Genomic DNA, 16660 nt, shown 5'->3' with positions numbered 1-16660 from the left:
AGGATAGCAAAAAATCGCCATATGTCTTGCTATTGATCAATCGAAGGTGTTGGATCCGTCATGTACCCTTCGAGAGGAGTGCCACCGATGTCAGCACCTCCGAGGCGGATACTCGCCACCACCCTGATCATGGCACTGACCACGTCCACCCTGCTGGCCTGCGGCGACGACGAACCGGACAGCAACAGCAAGAAGATCACCGTCTGGAGCCTGGAGGACGTGGCCGACCGGGTCACCGCCACCAAGGCGATCATCGCCGACTTCACCGCCAAGACCGGGATCCAGGTCGATCTCGTGACCGTCAACGAGGACCAGTTCCCCTCCCTGATCGCCGCCAACGCCGCCGCCGGCGACCTGCCCGACGTGGTCGGCTCCGTCTCCCTCGCCGGCATCCGCACGCTCGCCGGCAACGAGCTGCTGCACGCCTCGGCGAACGCGGAGGTCGTCGACAAGCTGGGCAAGCAGACGTTCTCCCCCCGGGCGCTGGAGCTCACCGCCGACGACGGCAAACAGCTCTCCGTGCCCAGCGACGGGTGGGGGCAGCTGCTCGTCTACCGCAAGGACCTGTTCGCCGCCGCCAACCTTCCCGCCCCCGACACGTACGAGCGGATCACCGCCGCCGCGGCGGCGCTGAACACCGGCGGCGTCGCCGGGATCACCGCGGCCACCGCCCCCAGCGACGTGTTCACCCAGCAGACCTTCGAGCACCTGGCGTTGGCCAACGGCTGTCAACTCACCGACGACTCGGGAAAGGTCACACTCGATTCGCCCCAGTGCGTCGAGGCGTTCCGCTTCTACGGTGACCTGATCCGCACCAGCTCGGTGAAGGGCGCGCAGGACGTGGACACCACCCGGGCCACCTACTTCGCCGGCAAGGCGGCCATGGTGATCTGGTCACCGTTCATCCTCGACGAGCTGGCCGGGCTGCGCAACGACGCCAAGCCGACCTGCCCCCAGTGCCAGGCGGACCCGGCGTTCCTCGCGAAGAACAGCGGGTTCGTCACCGCGATCAAGGGCCCGAACGGCACCGAACCCGCGCAGTACGGCGAGATCAGCTCCTGGGCCGTGCTGGACGGCGCTGCTGCCGACCCGGCAAAATCCTTCGTGGAGTACATGCTCAGTGACGGCTACCCGCGCTGGTTCGGCATGTCCCCGGAGGGCCGCTTCCCGGTACGCAAGGGCACCCCCGCCGAGCCGGAGGCGTACCTGACCGCCTGGAACACCAGCCAGGCGGGCGTGGACGCGAAGAAGCCCCTCACCGACGTGTACGGCGACGAGGTGCTGGCCACGCTGCGCCGCAGCCCGGACACCTTCGGACGGTGGGGCCTCAGCCAGGGGCAGGGCAAACTGGTCGGCGCCATGCTCGGCGAGTTGCCGGTGCCCAAGGTGCTGGGCGACCTCGTCTCCGGCAAGTCCGACGCGGCGGCCACCGCCAACCGCGCCAAGAAGGACGTCGACGCCATCAAGGCGGGCGTCAATTGACCACCACCGCGCCCGGCCCCGGCCGCCCCCCCACCCGGGAGCGGCCGGCGCCACCCCGACGCCGCCCACTGACCCTGCGCCGCCGCGAATCCCGGGCCGGGCTCGCGCTCGTCGCACCGACACTGCTCGTCACCATCGCGGTCATCGGCATCCCGATCGTGTGGACCGTGGTGCTGGCCTTCCAGCGGGTCCGGCTCGCCACGCTGCGCAAGACCGGCCTGTTCGGCGAGTTCACCATGGACAACATCGACCGGGTGCTGCACACCCCCGGCTTCGCCGAGACGCTGTGGGTCACGCTGATCTACAGCATCGGCGGCACCGTCGGGTCGATACTGCTCGGTCTGGTGGCCGCCCTGGTCGTCCGCCGGCCGTTCCGGGGCCGCACCCTGGTCCGGGCGTCCATGCTGCTGCCGTACGTGGCGCCGGTGGTCGCTGTGACGTTCGTCTGGCAGGTGATGCTCGACCCGCAGCTCGGCATCGTCAACGCGTGGGGTCAACGCCTGCTCGGCTGGGACGCCCCGGTGCCGTTCCTCACCCAGGAGTCGACCGCGCTGGCCACGGTGATCGTCTTCGAGGCGTGGCGGTACTTCCCGTTCGCGTTCCTGTTCCTGCTGGCCCGGCTCCAGGCGGTGCCCGGCGAGTTGGAGGAGGCCGCCCGCGTCGACGGCGCCACCCCCACCCAACGGTTCCGGCACATCCTGCTGCCGCAACTGCTGCCGGTGATCGCCCTGCTGGGCGTGCTGCGCTTCATCATGACGTTCAACAAGTTCGACGACGTCTACCTGCTCACCGGCGGTGCGGCCGGCACCGAGGTGGTCAGTGTGCGGGTGTACGAGTTCCTCACCGCCCGTACCGACATCGGTGCCGCTGCCGCGCAGGCGGTCGTGCTGGCCGTGGTGCTCATCGTGTTCGTGCTGATCTATCTGCGCTTCTTCGGACGGAGGGTCGGTTGATGGACCGGGACATGGTCGAGACGGTGAGCCTGCGTTGGCTGCGCCGCCTGGTGATCGCCGTGTTCCTGGTGATCACGGTCTTCCCCTTCTACTACATGCTGGTGCTCTCGGTGCGCCCCATCGAGCGGCTGCTGCTCGACCCCGGCGCGCTGGTGGTCGGCTTCGGTGAGCTGACCGTTGCCACGTACGCCGAGGTGCTCAAGGCCACCGACGACGGCGGCCAGGGTTTCCTCACCTTCATTCGCAACAGCGGGTTGGTCGCCGTCGCGGCGACCGTGCTCACCCTCCTGGTCGCCATCCCCGGCGCGTACGCGGTGGCCCGGCTGCGGTTCTTCGGCCGGCGGCAGGTGGACTTCCTGTTCCTGGCGGTCTACCTGTTCCCGTCGATCGTCATCGCGATCCCGCTGTTCGTGGTCTTCACCCGGGCCGGCCTGCGCGGCTCGCTCTTCGGTCTGGTGCTGGTCTACATCTCGCAGACGTTGCCGGTGTCGGTCTACATGCTGAAGAACTACTTCGAGACCATCCCGGTCAGCCTGGAGGAGTCCGCCGCCATCGACGGCGCCGGTCGGCTCGGCATCCTCCGGCGGGTCAGCCTGCCCCTGGCGATGCCGTCGATCATGGCGGTCGCGCTCTACGACTTCATGATCGCCTGGAACGAGTTCCTTTTCGCCCTGCTGTTCCTGGTCGACAAACCCAACCGGTGGACGGTGTCGCTGGGTCTGTCGCTGCTCGCCGACGGCGTGGAGGTTCCCAAGACGGTGCTGATGGCCGGGTCGGTCGTGCTCACCCTGCCCATCGTGATTCTTTTCTTCGCCAGCGAGCGACTGCTCACCGAGGGGCTGACCAGCGGCGCGGAGAAAGGCTGAGCCGGCCGGTGTCACAGTCCGGAAACGCCGGGCTGTGATGTCCCCCACGATCCCTCTCATGTCCGTACCATCGGCACGTTCTTAACCGGCACAGCTGAGGGAGTTCGGCGCATGAGTCAGGCAGGACGGCGTCATCCGACCGAGACGGCGGGCGAGGATTACACCGATCGGCTACAGCGCCTCGGTGGTGCCCGTTGGAAGCGGATGCTCGACGTGCAGGCGCCGTACCGGTGGAATCTGCGCCGGCTCAATCTGGGCACCACCCTCGACGTCGGCTCCGGCCTGGGCCGCAACCTCGCCAACCTGGACGGCAACGGCGTCGGCGTCGACCACAACCCGACCTCGGTGGCGCACTCGCGGGCCGCCGGGTTCGAGGCGTACGAGGTGGAGGAGTTCAAGGACAGCCCCCACGCCCGGCCCGGGGCGTTCGACTCCCTGCTCGCCGCGCACCTGCTGGAGCACCTGCCAGCCGAGCAGGCGCTGGAGGTCATCTCGTCCTACCTGCCGTACGTGCGCTCGGGCGGGCAGGCCGTGTTCATCACGCCGCAGGAACGCGGCTACGCCAGCGACGCCTCACACGTCCGGTTCGTCGGCTTCGCCGAGGCGGCGCAGGCCTGCGCGGACCTTGGTCTGACCGTCACCCGGCAGTATTCCTTCCCGTTCCCCCGGCCGCTCGGGCGGGTGTTCACCTACAACGAGTTCGTGACGGTGGCCCGGCTGCCCTGATCCGGGCTGTCCCGGGTCGACCGCCGGGCCGCCACCGGCCCGGTTACGGTGGCCACATGGCCAACCCGACCCGCTGGGCGACCGACACCGGTCCCGAGCACTCACAGTGGTATATCGACCGGTTCCGCAAGCTCGTGGCCGAGGGTGCGGACCTGGCCGGCGAGGCCCGACTGGTGGACGCCCTCGTCGCGCCCGGCTCCCGGATTCTCGACGCCGGTAGCGGCACCGGCCGCGTCGGTGCCGCACTGGCCGAGCGGGGGCACACGGTGGTCGGGGTGGACGCCGACCCGGCGCTGGTGGACGCCGCCCGCGCCGACTACCCCGGCCCGACGTGGCTGGTCGCCGACCTCGCCGAGCTGGACCTACCGGCGCTGGGTGAGGCCGAACCGTTCGACGCGGCGGTGCTGGCCGGCAACGTGCTCGCCTTCGTCGCCGTCGGCACCGAACCGGAGGTGCTGCGTCGGGTCGCCGCGCACCTGCGACCCGATGGCGTGCTGACGGTGGGCTTCGGCACCGAGCGTGGCTACCCGCTGACCGCGTTCGACGCCGACGCGGTGGCCGCCGGGCTGCGCGTGGAGCAGCGCTTCGCCACCTGGGACCTGCGCCCGTGGCGCGACGACGCGCCGTTCGCGGTGAGCGTGCTGCGCCGCCCGGCCGAGTGACACCCGCCGGGCCGCGTCAACCTCAGTCCGGGGCGGCGACGGCACGGGCGGCGGCCGGGTCGAGAGTGGCCCCGGCGGGCACCAGGCTGACCAGCCCGGCCGGCAGCCGCACCGGCCGCACGTCGCGGTAGCCGAGCATCGGGAGCACGTCCCGGTCGGCCAGCACGTACCGTCGGCCCAGGTCGGTGACGACGGAGACCGCGCCGCCGGTCGCGCCGGGCGCCGCGGCGGCCTCGACCACCGCGCCGCGGCCCGGCTCCACCACGACGTGGTCGGCCAGCACCATGCCACCGGTCGGCGCGGTGCGAGGCGCGGCCGTCAGGTCCCGCAGCGGTACGCCCCAGCGCACCTCACCCACACCGCCGTCGTCGCCGATGCGGGTGCAGAGCGCCCCGCCGTCACCGGCGGCGAGCCGGGGCGGGGTCGGCGGCGGGGCGTTCGGACCGGTCGGGGCGAGGTCGGGCACCGTGGGCAACGCGGCGAACCGGCCCAACGTCATCGGCACCGGCTCGACCTGCCCGGTGCGGGCCAGCAACAGCCCCGCCTGCAACTCGGTGATGCCGGCCAGGCCGGCGTCGAGCGCCACCGCGTACTGCCGGCCGCCACCGGAGTTGCTCACCAGGTAGACCGCGCCGATCGTGGCGCCGGGCACCCGGGTGGCGGGCCGGCCCAGCGCCGGCAGGTCGAGCGGGGCGAGGTCGGCGCCGGCGGGCAACGAGTTGAGCAGTGCCGGCGCCACCGGAACCGCCTGGGCCCGGGTGGTGGCGAGCGCCGCCAGCACCCGGCTGGGATCACGGACCAGGTAACGCCGCTGGTGCCAGACCAGGTGCAGCCCACCGTCGGGGTGGCGCAGCAGCAGCGCTTCGTCGCCCAGCGGCCGGCCACCCTCGGGCTCGGTGCCGATCAGCAACGCGGAGCGGGGCGCCTCGACGCCCGCGCCGGCAGGGACGGTCGAGCAGACCGTCCACGCCGTGGCGGCCAGCCGGCCGGGGGCGGGCAGCGAGTCGGGTGCGTCGGCGATGCCCAACGGCAGCCCGCGCGGCACCCCGTCGATCGTGCGTCGGGACACCAGCACGGTCTTCGACCGGTCCGCGCCGACGATGAGCAGCGCCGAGGCGTAGTTGAGCACTGGGTGCAGCTTCTGCTCGCGATAGACGAACCGGGCGCCGGACTCCTTCTCCACGATCACCGCGCCCGGGTCGCGCCACCCCTTGCCGCCGCCGGCGAACAGGCCGTAGAGGGCGAAACCACCGAGCCCGATCGCCGCGACCAGGACACTGGCCAGGCCGGCGCCGGCCAGCCGCCGAAACGGTGACTGCGCGGGGTCGGTCTCCCGCATGACCAGGGCGGCGACTGCCCGCTGGACGCTGAACTGGTAGGAGTGCAGCTGGTCCTGCCGCGACGGCATGAGTCTCCTCCGGTGGATCGGCCGGGCACAGGATATGCGCTGCGTCGATCTCCCGTGGACCCTGCGTGGCCGTCCGCCGCCGGGCAACCGGTACCATCCGTGGACGAATCCGGCGGCGAGAGGGCACCCGTGGGCGCGCGTTTCGAAGAGCTGGCCTGGCGGGAGACCCCGATCGGCGCGATCAGCCTGCGCCGACGCCGGGACCCGGCGCTCCAGGTCGAGGTGTACGAGGTCAAGCTCGACGACGAGTACCTGATGTCCAGCCTCTTCCCGGTGGCCGAGATCGAGCTGGCCCGACTCGGCCTCGCCGAGGTGGCCGGTGACTCGCTCGACGTGGTGGTGGGCGGTCTCGGGCTGGGCTACACCGCCTGCGCGGCGCTGGGTGACCCCCGGGTGCGCTCGCTGCTCGTGGTGGAGGCGATCGAGGACGTGATCGACTGGCACCGGCGGGGGTTGCTGCCGTTCGCGGCGGGGCTCGCCGAGGATCCGCGGACCCGGTTCGTGCAGGCCGACTTCTTCGCGGCGGTGGCCGGTGACACCGGCTTCGACGCTGAGGTGCCCGGTCGGCGGTTCGACGCCGTGCTGCTCGACGTCGACCACTCCCCGCGCAACGTCCTGCACCCCAGCCACGCGGCGTTCTACCCGCCGGCCGGTCTGCGCCGGCTGGCCGCGCTGCTGCGCCCCGAGGGGGTCTTCGCGCTCTGGTCGGACGACCCGCCGGACGTCGAGTTCACCGCCGCGCTCACCGAGGTGTTCGTGGACGTGCGAGCGCACGTCGTGCCGTTCGCCAACCCGCTGACCGGCGGGGAGTCGGCAAACACCGTCTACGTGGCGCGTACCGGCCCCTGATCGACTCCGGTATGCCGCTCGCGCATGGTGTCGGCCGGACGGGGAACGAGAACCCGGGCCGGCCGCACCAGGCGCGGCCGGTTACGGGAGGTCGACATGCGTGCACTGCTCTGGGTCGTCGGCGTGGTCGCCGGTGTGCTGATCCTGCTCGGGTTGATCCTCGAGGCGGTCCGCTGGCTCATCATCATCGGTCTGATCGCGCTGGTGATCGTGATCATCCTGGGCGTCGTCAAGGGGCGGCAGGCGATGAGCCATCAGTCCCGCCGACGGTGAAGACACCAGGTTCGGTCAGAACCAGTCCGGGCGCATGTCGAGGGTGGTCCGATCCCGGCTCTCCAGCAGGTCGAACTGCGGGCCGGTCCGGGGCAACTCGACGGTGAAGAAGTAGCGCGCGGCCTGACGCTTACCGGCGTGGAACGCGTCGCCGGCCCCCTCCGGCGGCAGCGCCAGCACCTGCTCCAACCACATCCACGCGATCACCACGTGCCCGACGGCCTCCAGGTAGGCGCTGGCGTTGGCCAGCGCGAGCACCGGGTCACCGTCGGCCCACAGTCGACGGGTCACCGCGGTGACCCGGTCCACGACAGCGGCCAGCCGGCCCGCCAGCTCGGCCGCCTCTCCCCCGGCCTTGCGGGCCCGCTCGACGGTGTCACCGATCGTCGTGGTCAGCAGAGCGAGACCGGCGCCGCCCCGCATGGTCATCTTGCGGCCCAGCAGGTCCAGCGCCTGGATGCCGTGGGTGCCCTCGTGGATGGGGTTGAGCCGGTTGTCCCGGTAGTGCTGTTCCACGTCGTGGTCACGGGTGTAGCCGGCGCCGCCGAGCACCTGGATCGCCAGGTCGTTGGCGGTGAGGCACCACTGTGACGGCCAACTCTTGGTGATCGGGGTGAGCACGTCCAGCAGCAGGTGCGCGCGCTCGCGGTCGGCCTCGGCCGGGGCGGTCTTCTGCTCGTCGAGCAGCCGCGCGCAGTAGAGCACCAGCGCCAGCGCCCCCTCCACGTAGCTCTTCTGCGCCAGCAGCATCCGTCGTACGTCGGGGTGGTCGATGATCGGCACCTGCGCGGTAGCCGGGTCCTTCGCGCCGACCGGCCGGCCCTGCGGCCTCTCCTTGGCGTACGCCAGGCTCTTGAGGTAGCCGGTGTAACCCAGTGCGGTGGCGCCCGCCCCGACCCCGATCCGGGCCTCGTTCATCATGTGGAACATCTGCGCCAGACCCTGATGCGGCGCGCCGACCAGGTGACCGACGGCCCCGGCGCGGCCGGCCGGGGTGTGCGCGCCGTCGCCGAAGCTGAGCAGGGTGTTGGTGGTGCCCCGGAACCCCATCTTGTGGTTGAGCCCGGCCAACACCACGTCGTTGCGCTCACCGAGCGACCCGTCCGGACCGACCAGCACCTTGGGCACGATGAACAGCGAGATGCCCTTGACCCCGGGCGGCGCGCCGGGGATGCGGGCCAGCACCAGGTGGACGATGTTCTCGGACAACTCGTGGTCGCCGCCGGAGATCCACATCTTGGTGCCGAAGAGCCGGTACGTGCCGTCCGCCTGGGGCTCGGCACGGGTGGTGATGTCGGCAAGTGAGCTGCCGGCGTGCGGCTCGGACAGGCACATGGTGCCGAAGAACCGGCCGTCCAGCATGGGTCGGACGTAGGTGTCCACCTGCTCGGGGCTGCCGTGCGCGAGCAGCAGGTTGGCGTTGCCCAGGGTGAGGAACGGGTACGCCGAGGTGGCCACGTTGGCGGCCTGGAACCAGGTGAAGCAGGCCGCGGCGACCGCGTGCGGCAGTTGCAGGCCACCGACCGAGGCGTCCAGGCCGGCGGTGAGCAGGCCCGTCTCGGCGAAGCTGTCCAACGCCGCACGGACCTGCGGGATCAGCCGCACCCGCTGCCCGTCGAAGGTGGGCTCGGCCAGGTCGGCGGCGCGGTTGTGCGGGGCGAACTGTTCGGTGGCCACCCGTTCGGCGAGGTCCAGGGCGTCGTCGAAGGTCTCCCGGGAGTGCTCGGCGTAGCGGGGACGCTCGACGAGTTCGGACACCCGCAGCCACTCGTGCAGCAGGAAGTCGAGGTCACGGCGGGAGAGCAGGGTGGACGGCACGGCACTCCTCAGCGGGCGCGGGGGGCGGGTCAGGCCGGAGCGACGGCCCACTGTCGCCCCGGCCCATCCTGGCCGATCGGTCGGGCGCGCACCACCGGGCCGGGTGGGGTTCGGCGAGCGGAACGTGTCACACCGACCGGCTAGCGTCGTTGCCCGTGACCGCACCCGGAGACGTCCCGCCCGAGGTCCTCGACCGGCTGCGGCCGATCTGTCTCGGGTTGCCGGAGACCTACGAGGAGCCCGCCTGGGTGGGCGTCCGCTGGCGGATCCGCAAGCGGACCTTCGCCCATGTGCTCACCGTCGACCCCGACCGCCAGCCGGTCCACGCACGGGCCGCCGCACTCGACCAGCCCGCCTGCCTGCTGACCTTCCGGTCGCCACTCGACGAGATCGCCGGGCTCCTCGGGATGGGGCACCCCTTCTACAAGCCGGACTGGAGCCCGAACGTCCTGGGCATGGTCCTGGACGGCAACACCGACTGGGAGGAGGTGGGTGAGTTGCTCACCGAGAGCTACTGCGTGATGGCCCCGAAGCGGCTCGCCGCCCAGGTCGGCCCGCCGGCGTCGGCGTCCGGTTGAGCGTCGGCGGGTGCGGGGAGGCCGCCGAGCGTCGGCGGCGCCCTGCAATCGGCGTGCCCTGCGACCGGCGGTTTCGGCCGGCAGTCGCCGGGGATACCGCGCCGGATGGCCGGAGCCGTCGGCCACCCACACCGCGCTGGCCCACCCCGACCGGGTGAGCGCGCACTGGAGCCGAGGACGCCGCCGGGCGGGTGAGGAGCGGGTCGATGTCGTCGCTGCCCACCGAGGAGGATCCCCGGTTGACGCCCGTGTTGCACGAGGACCGGGTGTGCACCGGCGTGACCACGGTGCGCGGCCGGGTGTTCCTGAGCTACCCGTTGGCGGACCGGCCCGGCGTGCAGGTGGTCGAGGCGCTGCCGGACGGCCGGCGTGACCCGTACCCCGATGCCGGGTGGAACCGCGCCGACCAGCCGCCGGACGCGGCGTTCGTGCACGTCAACGGGTTACGTGCCGGCCCGGACGGCCGGTTGTGGATCGTCGACTCGGGCACACCGCAGGTCGGCGGCGCGCAGGTGCCGGGCGGCGCTCGGCTGATCGCGGTCAACCTGGACGGCGACCGCGTGGAGCGGGTCTACCACCTCGACGAGGCGGTCCACCCGGACAGCTACGTCGACGACGTCCGGTTCAACGGGCGGATGGCGTACCTCAGCGACGCCGGAGCGGCCGGCCTCATCGTGCTCGACCTCGATTCCGGTCGGTCCCGACGCGTGCTGGACAGGCATCCGAGCACGGTGGGCGGCGCGGTCATCGCCGACGGTCGAGCGCTGCGCGACCCGGACGGCGCCGAGGTACGCCTGCACGTCGACCAGTTGGAGGTATCGCCGGACGGTCGCTGGCTCTACTACCAACCGGCCTCCGGCGGGATGTCCCGGATCGCCACCCGCTGGTTGGACGACCCGTCGGTGTCCGCCGACGAGATGGCCCGGAGGGTCGAACGGTGGTGTGACACGCCCAGCACCGGCGGCACGGCCATCGACGCCACCGGCGCCATCTACCTCAGCGACCTGGAACGGCGGCGCGTCCTCGTCCTCGCACCCGACCGCGGCGTGCGGACGCTCGTCGCCGACCCCCGGCTGGCCTGGGTGGACGCGATGTGGCTCGACGCCGAGGCCCGGCTCTGGATGCCGGCGGCCCAGCTGCACCTGACCGCCGGGCTCAACGGCGGGCACGTGGCGGTCGACTACCCGGTGCAGATCTTCCGGATGCCCGTCGACACCGGGCCTCCCGCACTGGACCACGCCTGAGTGGACACTCCCGCGACCGCGGCTCCGCGGCGGTGACCTCCGGGGCCCGGGTACGAAATCCCGGAGGAACGGGTGCGGTCCGATGGTCGACGATCGCAGGGTGTCCGTTCCCGCCCGTCAGATCCGTGCCCGTTACTCGGCCGACACGATCACCGTCTACCAGGCGTACCCACCGGAGATCGCGCTTCCGGCGCGGGGGTCACGCGCCGCATCGAGCAACATGTCGCCGTCCTCGATATCCTGCGATGCATGCACCGCAGCCGCGTGTACGCACTACTGATCGACGCTCCCGAGGCGGAGGCCGCCCGGGCGGCGGAGTTCTGGTCGGCGGCGCTCGGCGTCAGCACCCGGTCGGATCCGGCGGAGCCGCAGTTCGTCGGCCTGCATGAGGCGCTGCCGGGGTTGGTCACCGCCGTTCAGGCGGTCGACGACGCGCCGCGCTTCCACCTGGACATCGAGACCGACGACGTGCCGGCCGAGACCGCGCGGTTGACGGCGCTGGGCGCCACCGAGGTGTCGCAGTGGCTCGAGTGCCGGATCCTGCGGGCGCCCGGTGGTCACCTGCTCTGTGTGCTGCCGGTGGCGAGTCCACCGGAGGTGTTCGCCGCCGAGGCCCGCAGCTGGTCGTGACCCACCGACGTGTCGCAGGTCGGCGTTAGGCTCCCGGCCATGGCTGATTTCGTGTTGGTGGCGGGGGCGTGGCTGGGCTCGCGGGCATGGGACGAGGTGGTGACGCCGCTGCGGGCGGCCGGCCACGGCACGCACCCGCTGACCCTCTCCGGCCTCGCTGAGAAGCGGGGCGTGCCGGCCGGGCAGCAGACCCACGTGCAGGACGTCGTCGACGAGGTCGAGCGCCGCGACCTGCGTGACGTGGTGCTGGTCGGGCACAGTTACTCGGGCATCCCGGTGGGTCAGGCCGCCGAGCGGATCGGCGGCCGGTTGACCCGGGTGGTCTTCGTCGACTCCGAGGTGCCGGTCGACGGTGGGTCGTTCGCGTCCGGCTGGTGGCAGGGTCAGGCGGCCTTCGAGGCGCAGCTCGCCGACAATGGTGGCTACTGGCCGCCGCTGGGCGCGGCCGACTTCGACGGTCAGGGGCTCACCGACGAGCAAATCGCCCGGCTGGTCGGCGGCTCCACGCCGCACCCGGGGGTCACGCTTACCGAGCCGGCCGTGCTGACCCGGCCGTTGAGTGAGCTGCCGGCGACGTACGTCAAGTGTCTGCTCGACGGGCCTGAGCCCAACGGCACGGTGGCCAAGCTGCTGGCCAGCGACCAGTGGCGACTGGTCACCATGGACACCGGCCACTGGCCGATGTTCTCCCAGCCCACCGAGCTGGCCCGGATTCTGCTGGCGGAGGCCGCCTGACCTGCTTGAGCTGGGGCCGCACCCGATGCCGACGCCGCACTGACCGCTGACGTGGGGCGACCGAACGGTCAGTGCATGAGCGACAGCGACGCCCGCACGACCAAGCGGTGCCCGCACGACCACGCCCGCCCCAGCGGTCAGGCCGCCGGTTCGTCGAGGGTTCTGATGTGGCGTACCGGCGACGCGACCAGCCAGAGCACGGCGAGCACGCCACCCAGGCCGGCGATGGCCAGGGTGGGCCGCAGCCCGATGGTGGTGCCCAACGCTCCACCGACCAGCGCGCCGAGCGGCCGGATGCCGTAGTTGACGGCACTGTAGGCGCCGGCTCGGCGCCCTCGCGCGTCGTCCGGTGTCACGGCGGTGAGGAGGGCGTTGAGGTTCACGTCCATCAGCATCACCCCGACGCTGGAGACCAACTCGATGGCCGCCAGCATGGCCACCTTCGTCCAGGTGGGTCCGCTCACCAGCGCGGTCAGCGCCAGCGGCGCGGGAAAGAGCACCGCGCCGATCATGGCGGTACGGCCCAACCCGATGGCGCGGGAGATCCGTGGGGCGAGCGCCGCGCCCGCGAGCCCGCCGAGTGCCCCGAACCCGAAGGCGATGCCGATCGCGCCGGCCGACAGGTCGAGTTCGCGACTGGCGTAGAGCACCAGCAGGGCGCTGGCGATGAAGGTGAAGAAGTTGACAGTGCTGGTGCAGCCGAGGGCGGCCCGCAGCACCGGGTGGCGCAGCACCAGCACGAGCCCTTCGCGGACCAGGCTGAGAGTGGACGTCCGACGCGACGGCGGCGGCTCGGTCACCGGGATCCGTCCGAGCAGCAGCGCGGAGCCGACGAACGACATCGCGTCGACGACGATCGCGACCGGCGCGCTGAGCACCTGGATCAGCCCACCGCCGACTGCAGGGCCGGCGATGAAGGACAGCGACCGGCTCATGCTGAGCTTGCTGGTCGCGTCCACGTACGCCGATCGCGGCACCAGGGCGACGAAGAATGCCTGATGGGCCATGGCGAACAGCACCGCTCCGAGGCCGGTGAGCAGTGCCACCAGGTAGAGCTGGGTGAGGGTGATCGCGTCGAACAGGTAGGCCACGGGCAGGCTGAGCAGCACCGCGGCGCGGACCAGGTCCGCGATGATCAGGAGTTGCCGCTTGTGGGTGCGCTGGTCCACCCACGCACCGAGGAACAGGCCCAGCAGGTTGGGCAGCCAGATCAGCGCGGTGAGGACGCTGACCTGCACGGGTGTCGCGGTGAGCAGGGAGACGGCGATCAGCGGCAGAGCCAGTTCGCTGACCCGGTCGCCGAACTGGGAGATCGTCTCGCCGGCCCAGAAGGTGCGGAACCGCCGGTCGCGGTGCAGGGCCGGCGGGGGCACGGTGCCGGTGGCGCTCACGGTGCCGGTCATGACGTGGCCGATTCGTCGTCGCCGGGCTCGGCCGAGGCTTCGTCTCCCGGTTCGGGCAGGAGGTAGCGCAGCATCCGGACGATCCGGGCGCCGTCCGGGGCCGACGCCTCCTTGCGCCGCACGTACGGGGCGATCAGCTCTTCGATCGACTCCTCCAGCTGCCGCAACTCGTCGGCGGTGGCCACGAACCGGGTGTCGGCCATGCCGGCCAGCGCGCGCCACTCGGGGTCCAGTCGGGGCTCCTCATGCAGCAGCCACTGCTGGGGTGCGTCGGCGTTGCGGGCGAACATCTCCGCGCGCAACTGCTGGACGGCGGACTGCCCCTCGGTGCCCTCGGGCGCGGTGAAACGGAAGCCTCGGGCGACGGCCTGCCACCAGCGTTCCCGCTTGCTGGTGGCGCCATCCCAGTCGTGGACCAGGCCGAACGTCGCGAGGTGCCGCAGGTGCCAGCTGACCACCGACGGTGTGGCGCCGACGTGCGGTGAGAGCCCGGTCGCCGTGGCCGGGCCGTGCCGCTGCAGGTGTTCGAGGATCGCCAGCCGGACGGGGTGGGCCAGCGCCCGCAGAGCCTGCGGCTCGGTGATCTCGAAATCCCCGTACGGATTCTTGAGAGACATGTTTCGAGAGTAGTCTCTCAGATCGGATCGGGACAACCCGCAGCCGCCGTGGCGGTGCCAGTTGCTCAGGCGACGCCCAGCCGCGCCAGCGGCTCGACCAACTCCCGCTCCTCGTAGCTGAGGTGCGACAGGAGGGCGTCGGTCAGCAGATCCACCGCGGCCCGCAGCTCGGCGATGCCGTCCGGAGACCCGACGTACGCGACCAGGGCCCGATCGACACCCTCCAGCACGTCGTGGATGGCGTGATGCTCCTGCTCCAGCCGGTCGACCACCGGGCGGAGTCGGGGGTCCCGCGCCCGCAACCGGGGGAAGAGCGACTGGTCCTCGATCGTGTGGTGGGTGGTGACGATGCGGCAGTACGACTCGCAGTAGACGCCGAGCGTCCAGCGGTTCTGCCGCATGGTCATCGTGTTGATGTGGGACCGGGCCGCGCCGGCGTCGATCTCGCCGGCCGCCACCTGCTCGATCAGGTCGTGAATCTGGGCCAGCTCGGCGCGCAGGCCGTCGTGGATCTGCACGAGGTGCGCGCCGGTGGCCTGCTCCTGTGGGGTGTAGGTGCGCTCCGGGTCGGGCGCGGGCCCGGTCGGCCGGGTCGACTCGTCCCACACCTGCCGCTCGCTTCGCCGTACGCCGTCGTCCGGCGTCGGCACCACGGCGAACGTGCCGCCGCTCGCGGTGGCGTGGCTGGACCGGGCCGGCGAGGCAACGACCCGCTCCGGCTCCGCCGGCGTCGGCTCCCCCGGCGTACGCTCCGGAGCCGCTCCGCTGTCACGTTCGGCCGCGACCAGCTCGCGGACGGCGGGGACCACCTCGCCGGCGAACCGGCGCAGATCGTCGGGGTCGTCGCTGGCGAGGATGAAGGTGCCGACGCCGTCCTCCAGTGCCAGCTCGGCCAACTCCTCGGCCCACTGCTCGGCGGGCCCGCTGAGCTGGCCGCGCCCGACGGCCGAGAACTCTCCGGCGATGTTGAGCAGCCGACGCACGTCCTGCGGAGACCGGCCGGCCTGCTGCGCGGCGTCGTCGATGATCGCGTTGCCCTTGCTCAGGTCACCGGGTTGAAGGTAGCCCAGCGTGGGCAGCCAACCGTCGGCCCGACGCCCGGTGAGCTGGAGCATCCGGGGCTTGTACGCGCCCAGCCAGATCGGCGCCGGGTGGGCCGGAGCGGGTCCCCGCTTGGCGCCGACGACCCGGTAGAACTCGCCGTCGACCCGCACTCCGCCGCGCGTCTCGACGTCCCAGAGCTGACGGATGATCTCGATGGCCTCCTCCAGCGCTCGCACACCCTGGCCGGGGGTCAGCCGCCGGCCGCCCATCGCCTCGATGGCGTCCCAGAACGCCCCGGCCCCGAGGCCGAGGCTGATCCGGCCATCGCTGAGCAGGTCCAGGCTGGCTACGCTGCGGGCGAGCACCGCCGGCGGGCGCAGTGGCAGGTTCGTCACGTTCGCCGCCAGGTGCACCCGGCTGGTGCGGGCCGCCACGAAGCTCAGCAGCGTCCAGGTGTCGAGGAACGCCTGCTGGTACGGGTGGTCCTGGAAGGTGACCAGGTCCAGCCCGACCTGCTCGGCCAGGACGGCGACGCCGACCGTGCGCTCCGGATTGCCAGCGCTGGGCGTGACGAAGGATCCGAAGACCAGGTCGTGGCCGTAGTCGCTCATCTGCGCGCCTCCCGATTCACCCGACGCGTCGGGCGATGCGTCGTCGCTTGACCTTATGCCACACAGAACTTCTTCTGCCAACAAGGTTCGACTTACTGCGGTATTGTCGGGGGATGACGGGTGCCAATCACCGGCCGGACCGGCCCGATCCGCTCGACGACGACCTGGGCTGGATGCTCGGGATCGTCTTCCGCGGCTACGTTCGCGCGACCGAGCACACGTTCACCGACTTCCCCGGTGGCCCGCGCGGCTACCAGCTGCTCACCGCGGCGATCAACGGGCCGGCCCGTAACCAGGGCGCCATCGCCGAGGAGATCGGCATCGACCGCACCGTCCTCACGTACCTGATCGATGACCTGGAGCGGCCCGGGTTCGTCGCCCGGCGCGCGGACCCGGCCGACCGGCGCAACCGGCTGGTCGAGGTCACCGACGCCGGTCGTGCCGCCTGGGAACAGCGGCGGTCGGCACTGCGGCAGGTCGAGTCGCATCTGCTGGGGGCGCTCACGCCGACCGAGTCGGCGACGCTGCGGGCACTGCTCCAGAAGGTCGCCTGCTCGGCCCAGGCGATCGACCCGCTGCGCGACCTCTGCGAGGTGGTGACACAGGTGCAGGCCGAGCCGGCGCCGGCGGCACGCCGGACGGGCGCCGCGGCGGTGCGCACCGGGCGAACCGCCACTCCCCCAGCCCGCCGCCGCAGCCCCGGCTGACCTGCGGATACGACCGGGCGGGCCCGCCCCGCACCATCCGACGTCGTCCGTCGA

Annotated in this window: 17 protein-coding genes and 1 pseudogene; 13 read left to right on the top strand and 5 right to left on the bottom strand. The window is 71.8% G+C overall.

The features are described 5' to 3' along the window. Positions 1 to 87 precede the first annotated feature (87 nt). From ABZU74_RS24440 to ABZU74_RS24420, 5 genes are all read left to right on the top strand, one after another. The gene (locus ABZU74_RS24440) at positions 88 to 1482 is read left to right on the top strand and encodes an extracellular solute-binding protein (RefSeq protein ID WP_355428075.1); all 1395 of its coding nucleotides are present in this window, start codon (positions 88 to 90) and stop codon (positions 1480 to 1482) included. Next, on the top strand, positions 1479 to 2435 hold the full coding sequence (locus ABZU74_RS24435) for a sugar ABC transporter permease (RefSeq protein ID WP_355428072.1): 957 nt from the start codon (positions 1479 to 1481) through the stop codon (positions 2433 to 2435). The genes ABZU74_RS24440 and ABZU74_RS24435 overlap by 4 nt, the downstream gene beginning before the upstream one ends. Next, positions 2435 to 3301, top strand: coding sequence for a carbohydrate ABC transporter permease (locus tag ABZU74_RS24430; RefSeq protein ID WP_355428069.1), 867 nt, complete (start codon positions 2435 to 2437; stop codon positions 3299 to 3301). Before ABZU74_RS24435 ends, ABZU74_RS24430 begins: the two co-directional genes overlap by 1 nt. A 111-nt stretch (positions 3302 to 3412) precedes the next feature. Continuing rightward, on the top strand, positions 3413 to 4027 hold the full coding sequence (locus ABZU74_RS24425) for a methyltransferase domain-containing protein (protein ID WP_355428066.1): 615 nt from the start codon (positions 3413 to 3415) through the stop codon (positions 4025 to 4027). Between the two features lie 56 nt (positions 4028 to 4083). Further along, positions 4084 to 4689: a class I SAM-dependent methyltransferase gene (locus ABZU74_RS24420; RefSeq protein ID WP_196922624.1), complete on the top strand. Its 606-nt coding sequence runs from the start codon at positions 4084 to 4086 to the stop codon at positions 4687 to 4689. A gap of 22 nt (positions 4690 to 4711) precedes the next feature. Here ABZU74_RS24420 and eccB read toward each other — a convergent pair whose 3' ends face one another. Further along, the gene (gene eccB / locus ABZU74_RS24415; protein WP_355428063.1) at positions 4712 to 6097 is read right to left on the bottom strand and encodes a type VII secretion protein EccB; all 1386 of its coding nucleotides are present in this window, start codon (positions 6095 to 6097) and stop codon (positions 4712 to 4714) included. Between the two features lie 129 nt (positions 6098 to 6226). Between eccB and ABZU74_RS24410 the strand changes: the two genes are divergently transcribed. Together ABZU74_RS24410 and ABZU74_RS24405 are read left to right on the top strand one after the other, a co-directional pair. Next, positions 6227 to 6946: a spermidine synthase gene (locus ABZU74_RS24410; protein WP_355428060.1), complete on the top strand. Its 720-nt coding sequence runs from the start codon at positions 6227 to 6229 to the stop codon at positions 6944 to 6946. Positions 6947 to 7042: 96 nt separating this feature from the next. Beyond that, positions 7043 to 7219, top strand: a complete 177-nt coding sequence (locus ABZU74_RS24405; RefSeq protein ID WP_198041500.1) for a hypothetical protein — start codon at positions 7043 to 7045, stop codon at positions 7217 to 7219. A gap of 15 nt (positions 7220 to 7234) precedes the next feature. Here the strand turns inward: ABZU74_RS24405 and ABZU74_RS24400 are convergent, their stop codons facing one another. Continuing rightward, positions 7235 to 9037, bottom strand: a complete 1803-nt coding sequence (locus tag ABZU74_RS24400) for an acyl-CoA dehydrogenase (protein WP_355428057.1) — start codon at positions 9035 to 9037, stop codon at positions 7235 to 7237. 155 nt (positions 9038 to 9192) lie between these two features. Between ABZU74_RS24400 and ABZU74_RS24395 the strand changes: the two genes are divergently transcribed. The 5 genes and pseudogenes from ABZU74_RS24395 to ABZU74_RS24375 all read left to right on the top strand — a co-directional run bounded on the left by ABZU74_RS24395 (position 9193) and on the right by ABZU74_RS24375 (position 12224). Next, entirely contained in the window at positions 9193 to 9615 is a 423-nt protein-coding gene (locus ABZU74_RS24395; protein WP_355428054.1) for an MmcQ/YjbR family DNA-binding protein, read from the top strand. 206 nt (positions 9616 to 9821) lie between these two features. After that, positions 9822 to 10859, top strand: a complete 1038-nt coding sequence (locus ABZU74_RS24390) for an L-dopachrome tautomerase-related protein (RefSeq protein WP_355428051.1) — start codon at positions 9822 to 9824, stop codon at positions 10857 to 10859. 100 nt (positions 10860 to 10959) lie between these two features. Beyond that, a pseudogene (locus tag ABZU74_RS24385) lies at positions 10960 to 11052 on the top strand (DUF4291 family protein); the annotation flags it as partial. Between the two features lie 56 nt (positions 11053 to 11108). Next, positions 11109 to 11489 (top strand): VOC family protein, encoded by a 381-nt coding sequence (locus ABZU74_RS24380; RefSeq protein WP_355428047.1) that lies wholly within the window; start codon positions 11109 to 11111, stop codon positions 11487 to 11489. Positions 11490 to 11528: 39 nt separating this feature from the next. Further along, positions 11529 to 12224, top strand: coding sequence for an alpha/beta hydrolase (locus ABZU74_RS24375; RefSeq protein WP_355428044.1), 696 nt, complete (start codon positions 11529 to 11531; stop codon positions 12222 to 12224). Between the two features lie 137 nt (positions 12225 to 12361). Here ABZU74_RS24375 and ABZU74_RS24370 read toward each other — a convergent pair whose 3' ends face one another. From ABZU74_RS24370 to ABZU74_RS24360, 3 genes are all read right to left on the bottom strand, one after another. After that, positions 12362 to 13627, bottom strand: a complete 1266-nt coding sequence (locus ABZU74_RS24370) for an MFS transporter (protein ID WP_355428041.1) — start codon at positions 13625 to 13627, stop codon at positions 12362 to 12364. Then, a complete protein-coding gene (locus tag ABZU74_RS24365) occupies positions 13624 to 14244 on the bottom strand; it encodes a helix-turn-helix domain-containing protein (protein WP_355428038.1) in 621 nt (206 codons plus the stop codon). The genes ABZU74_RS24370 and ABZU74_RS24365 overlap by 4 nt, the downstream gene beginning before the upstream one ends. A 65-nt stretch (positions 14245 to 14309) precedes the next feature. Then, positions 14310 to 15899: an LLM class flavin-dependent oxidoreductase gene (locus ABZU74_RS24360; protein ID WP_355428035.1), complete on the bottom strand. Its 1590-nt coding sequence runs from the start codon at positions 15897 to 15899 to the stop codon at positions 14310 to 14312. A 113-nt stretch (positions 15900 to 16012) separates the two neighbouring features. Between ABZU74_RS24360 and ABZU74_RS24355 the strand changes: the two genes are divergently transcribed. After that, positions 16013 to 16606 (top strand): MarR family winged helix-turn-helix transcriptional regulator, encoded by a 594-nt coding sequence (locus ABZU74_RS24355; protein WP_355428032.1) that lies wholly within the window; start codon positions 16013 to 16015, stop codon positions 16604 to 16606. Positions 16607 to 16660: the final 54 nt, after the last annotated feature.

Source organism: Micromonospora sp. NPDC005171, assembly GCF_040608575.1.
Classification (GTDB): domain Bacteria; phylum Actinomycetota; class Actinomycetes; order Mycobacteriales; family Micromonosporaceae; genus Micromonospora.
The sequence above is the reverse complement of the archived record's forward strand: the minus strand, read 5'-3'. Positions and strand labels throughout refer to the sequence as shown.

Bases quoted from the DNA above. Each gene is read 5' to 3' on its own strand.
- ABZU74_RS24375 (WP_355428044.1), top strand. From the start codon at position 11,529: ATGGCTGATTTCGTGTTGGTGGCGGGGGCGTGGCTGGGCTCGCGGGCA.
- ABZU74_RS24425 (WP_355428066.1), top strand. From the start codon at position 3,413: ATGAGTCAGGCAGGACGGCGTCATCCGACCGAGACGGCGGGCGAGGAT.
- ABZU74_RS24360 (WP_355428035.1), bottom strand. From the start codon at position 15,899: ATGAGCGACTACGGCCACGACCTGGTCTTCGGATCCTTCGTCACGCCC.
- ABZU74_RS24420 (WP_196922624.1), top strand. From the start codon at position 4,084: ATGGCCAACCCGACCCGCTGGGCGACCGACACCGGTCCCGAGCACTCA.
- ABZU74_RS24390 (WP_355428051.1), top strand. From the start codon at position 9,822: ATGTCGTCGCTGCCCACCGAGGAGGATCCCCGGTTGACGCCCGTGTTG.
- ABZU74_RS24405 (WP_198041500.1), top strand. From the start codon at position 7,043: ATGCGTGCACTGCTCTGGGTCGTCGGCGTGGTCGCCGGTGTGCTGATC.
- ABZU74_RS24365 (WP_355428038.1), bottom strand. From the start codon at position 14,244: ATGTCTCTCAAGAATCCGTACGGGGATTTCGAGATCACCGAGCCGCAG.
- ABZU74_RS24355 (WP_355428032.1), top strand. From the start codon at position 16,013: ATGACGGGTGCCAATCACCGGCCGGACCGGCCCGATCCGCTCGACGAC.
- ABZU74_RS24430 (WP_355428069.1), top strand. From the start codon at position 2,435: ATGGACCGGGACATGGTCGAGACGGTGAGCCTGCGTTGGCTGCGCCGC.
- ABZU74_RS24440 (WP_355428075.1), top strand. From the start codon at position 88: ATGTCAGCACCTCCGAGGCGGATACTCGCCACCACCCTGATCATGGCA.
- eccB (WP_355428063.1), bottom strand. From the start codon at position 6,097: ATGCCGTCGCGGCAGGACCAGCTGCACTCCTACCAGTTCAGCGTCCAG.
- ABZU74_RS24380 (WP_355428047.1), top strand. From the start codon at position 11,109: ATGCACCGCAGCCGCGTGTACGCACTACTGATCGACGCTCCCGAGGCG.
- ABZU74_RS24370 (WP_355428041.1), bottom strand. From the start codon at position 13,627: ATGACCGGCACCGTGAGCGCCACCGGCACCGTGCCCCCGCCGGCCCTG.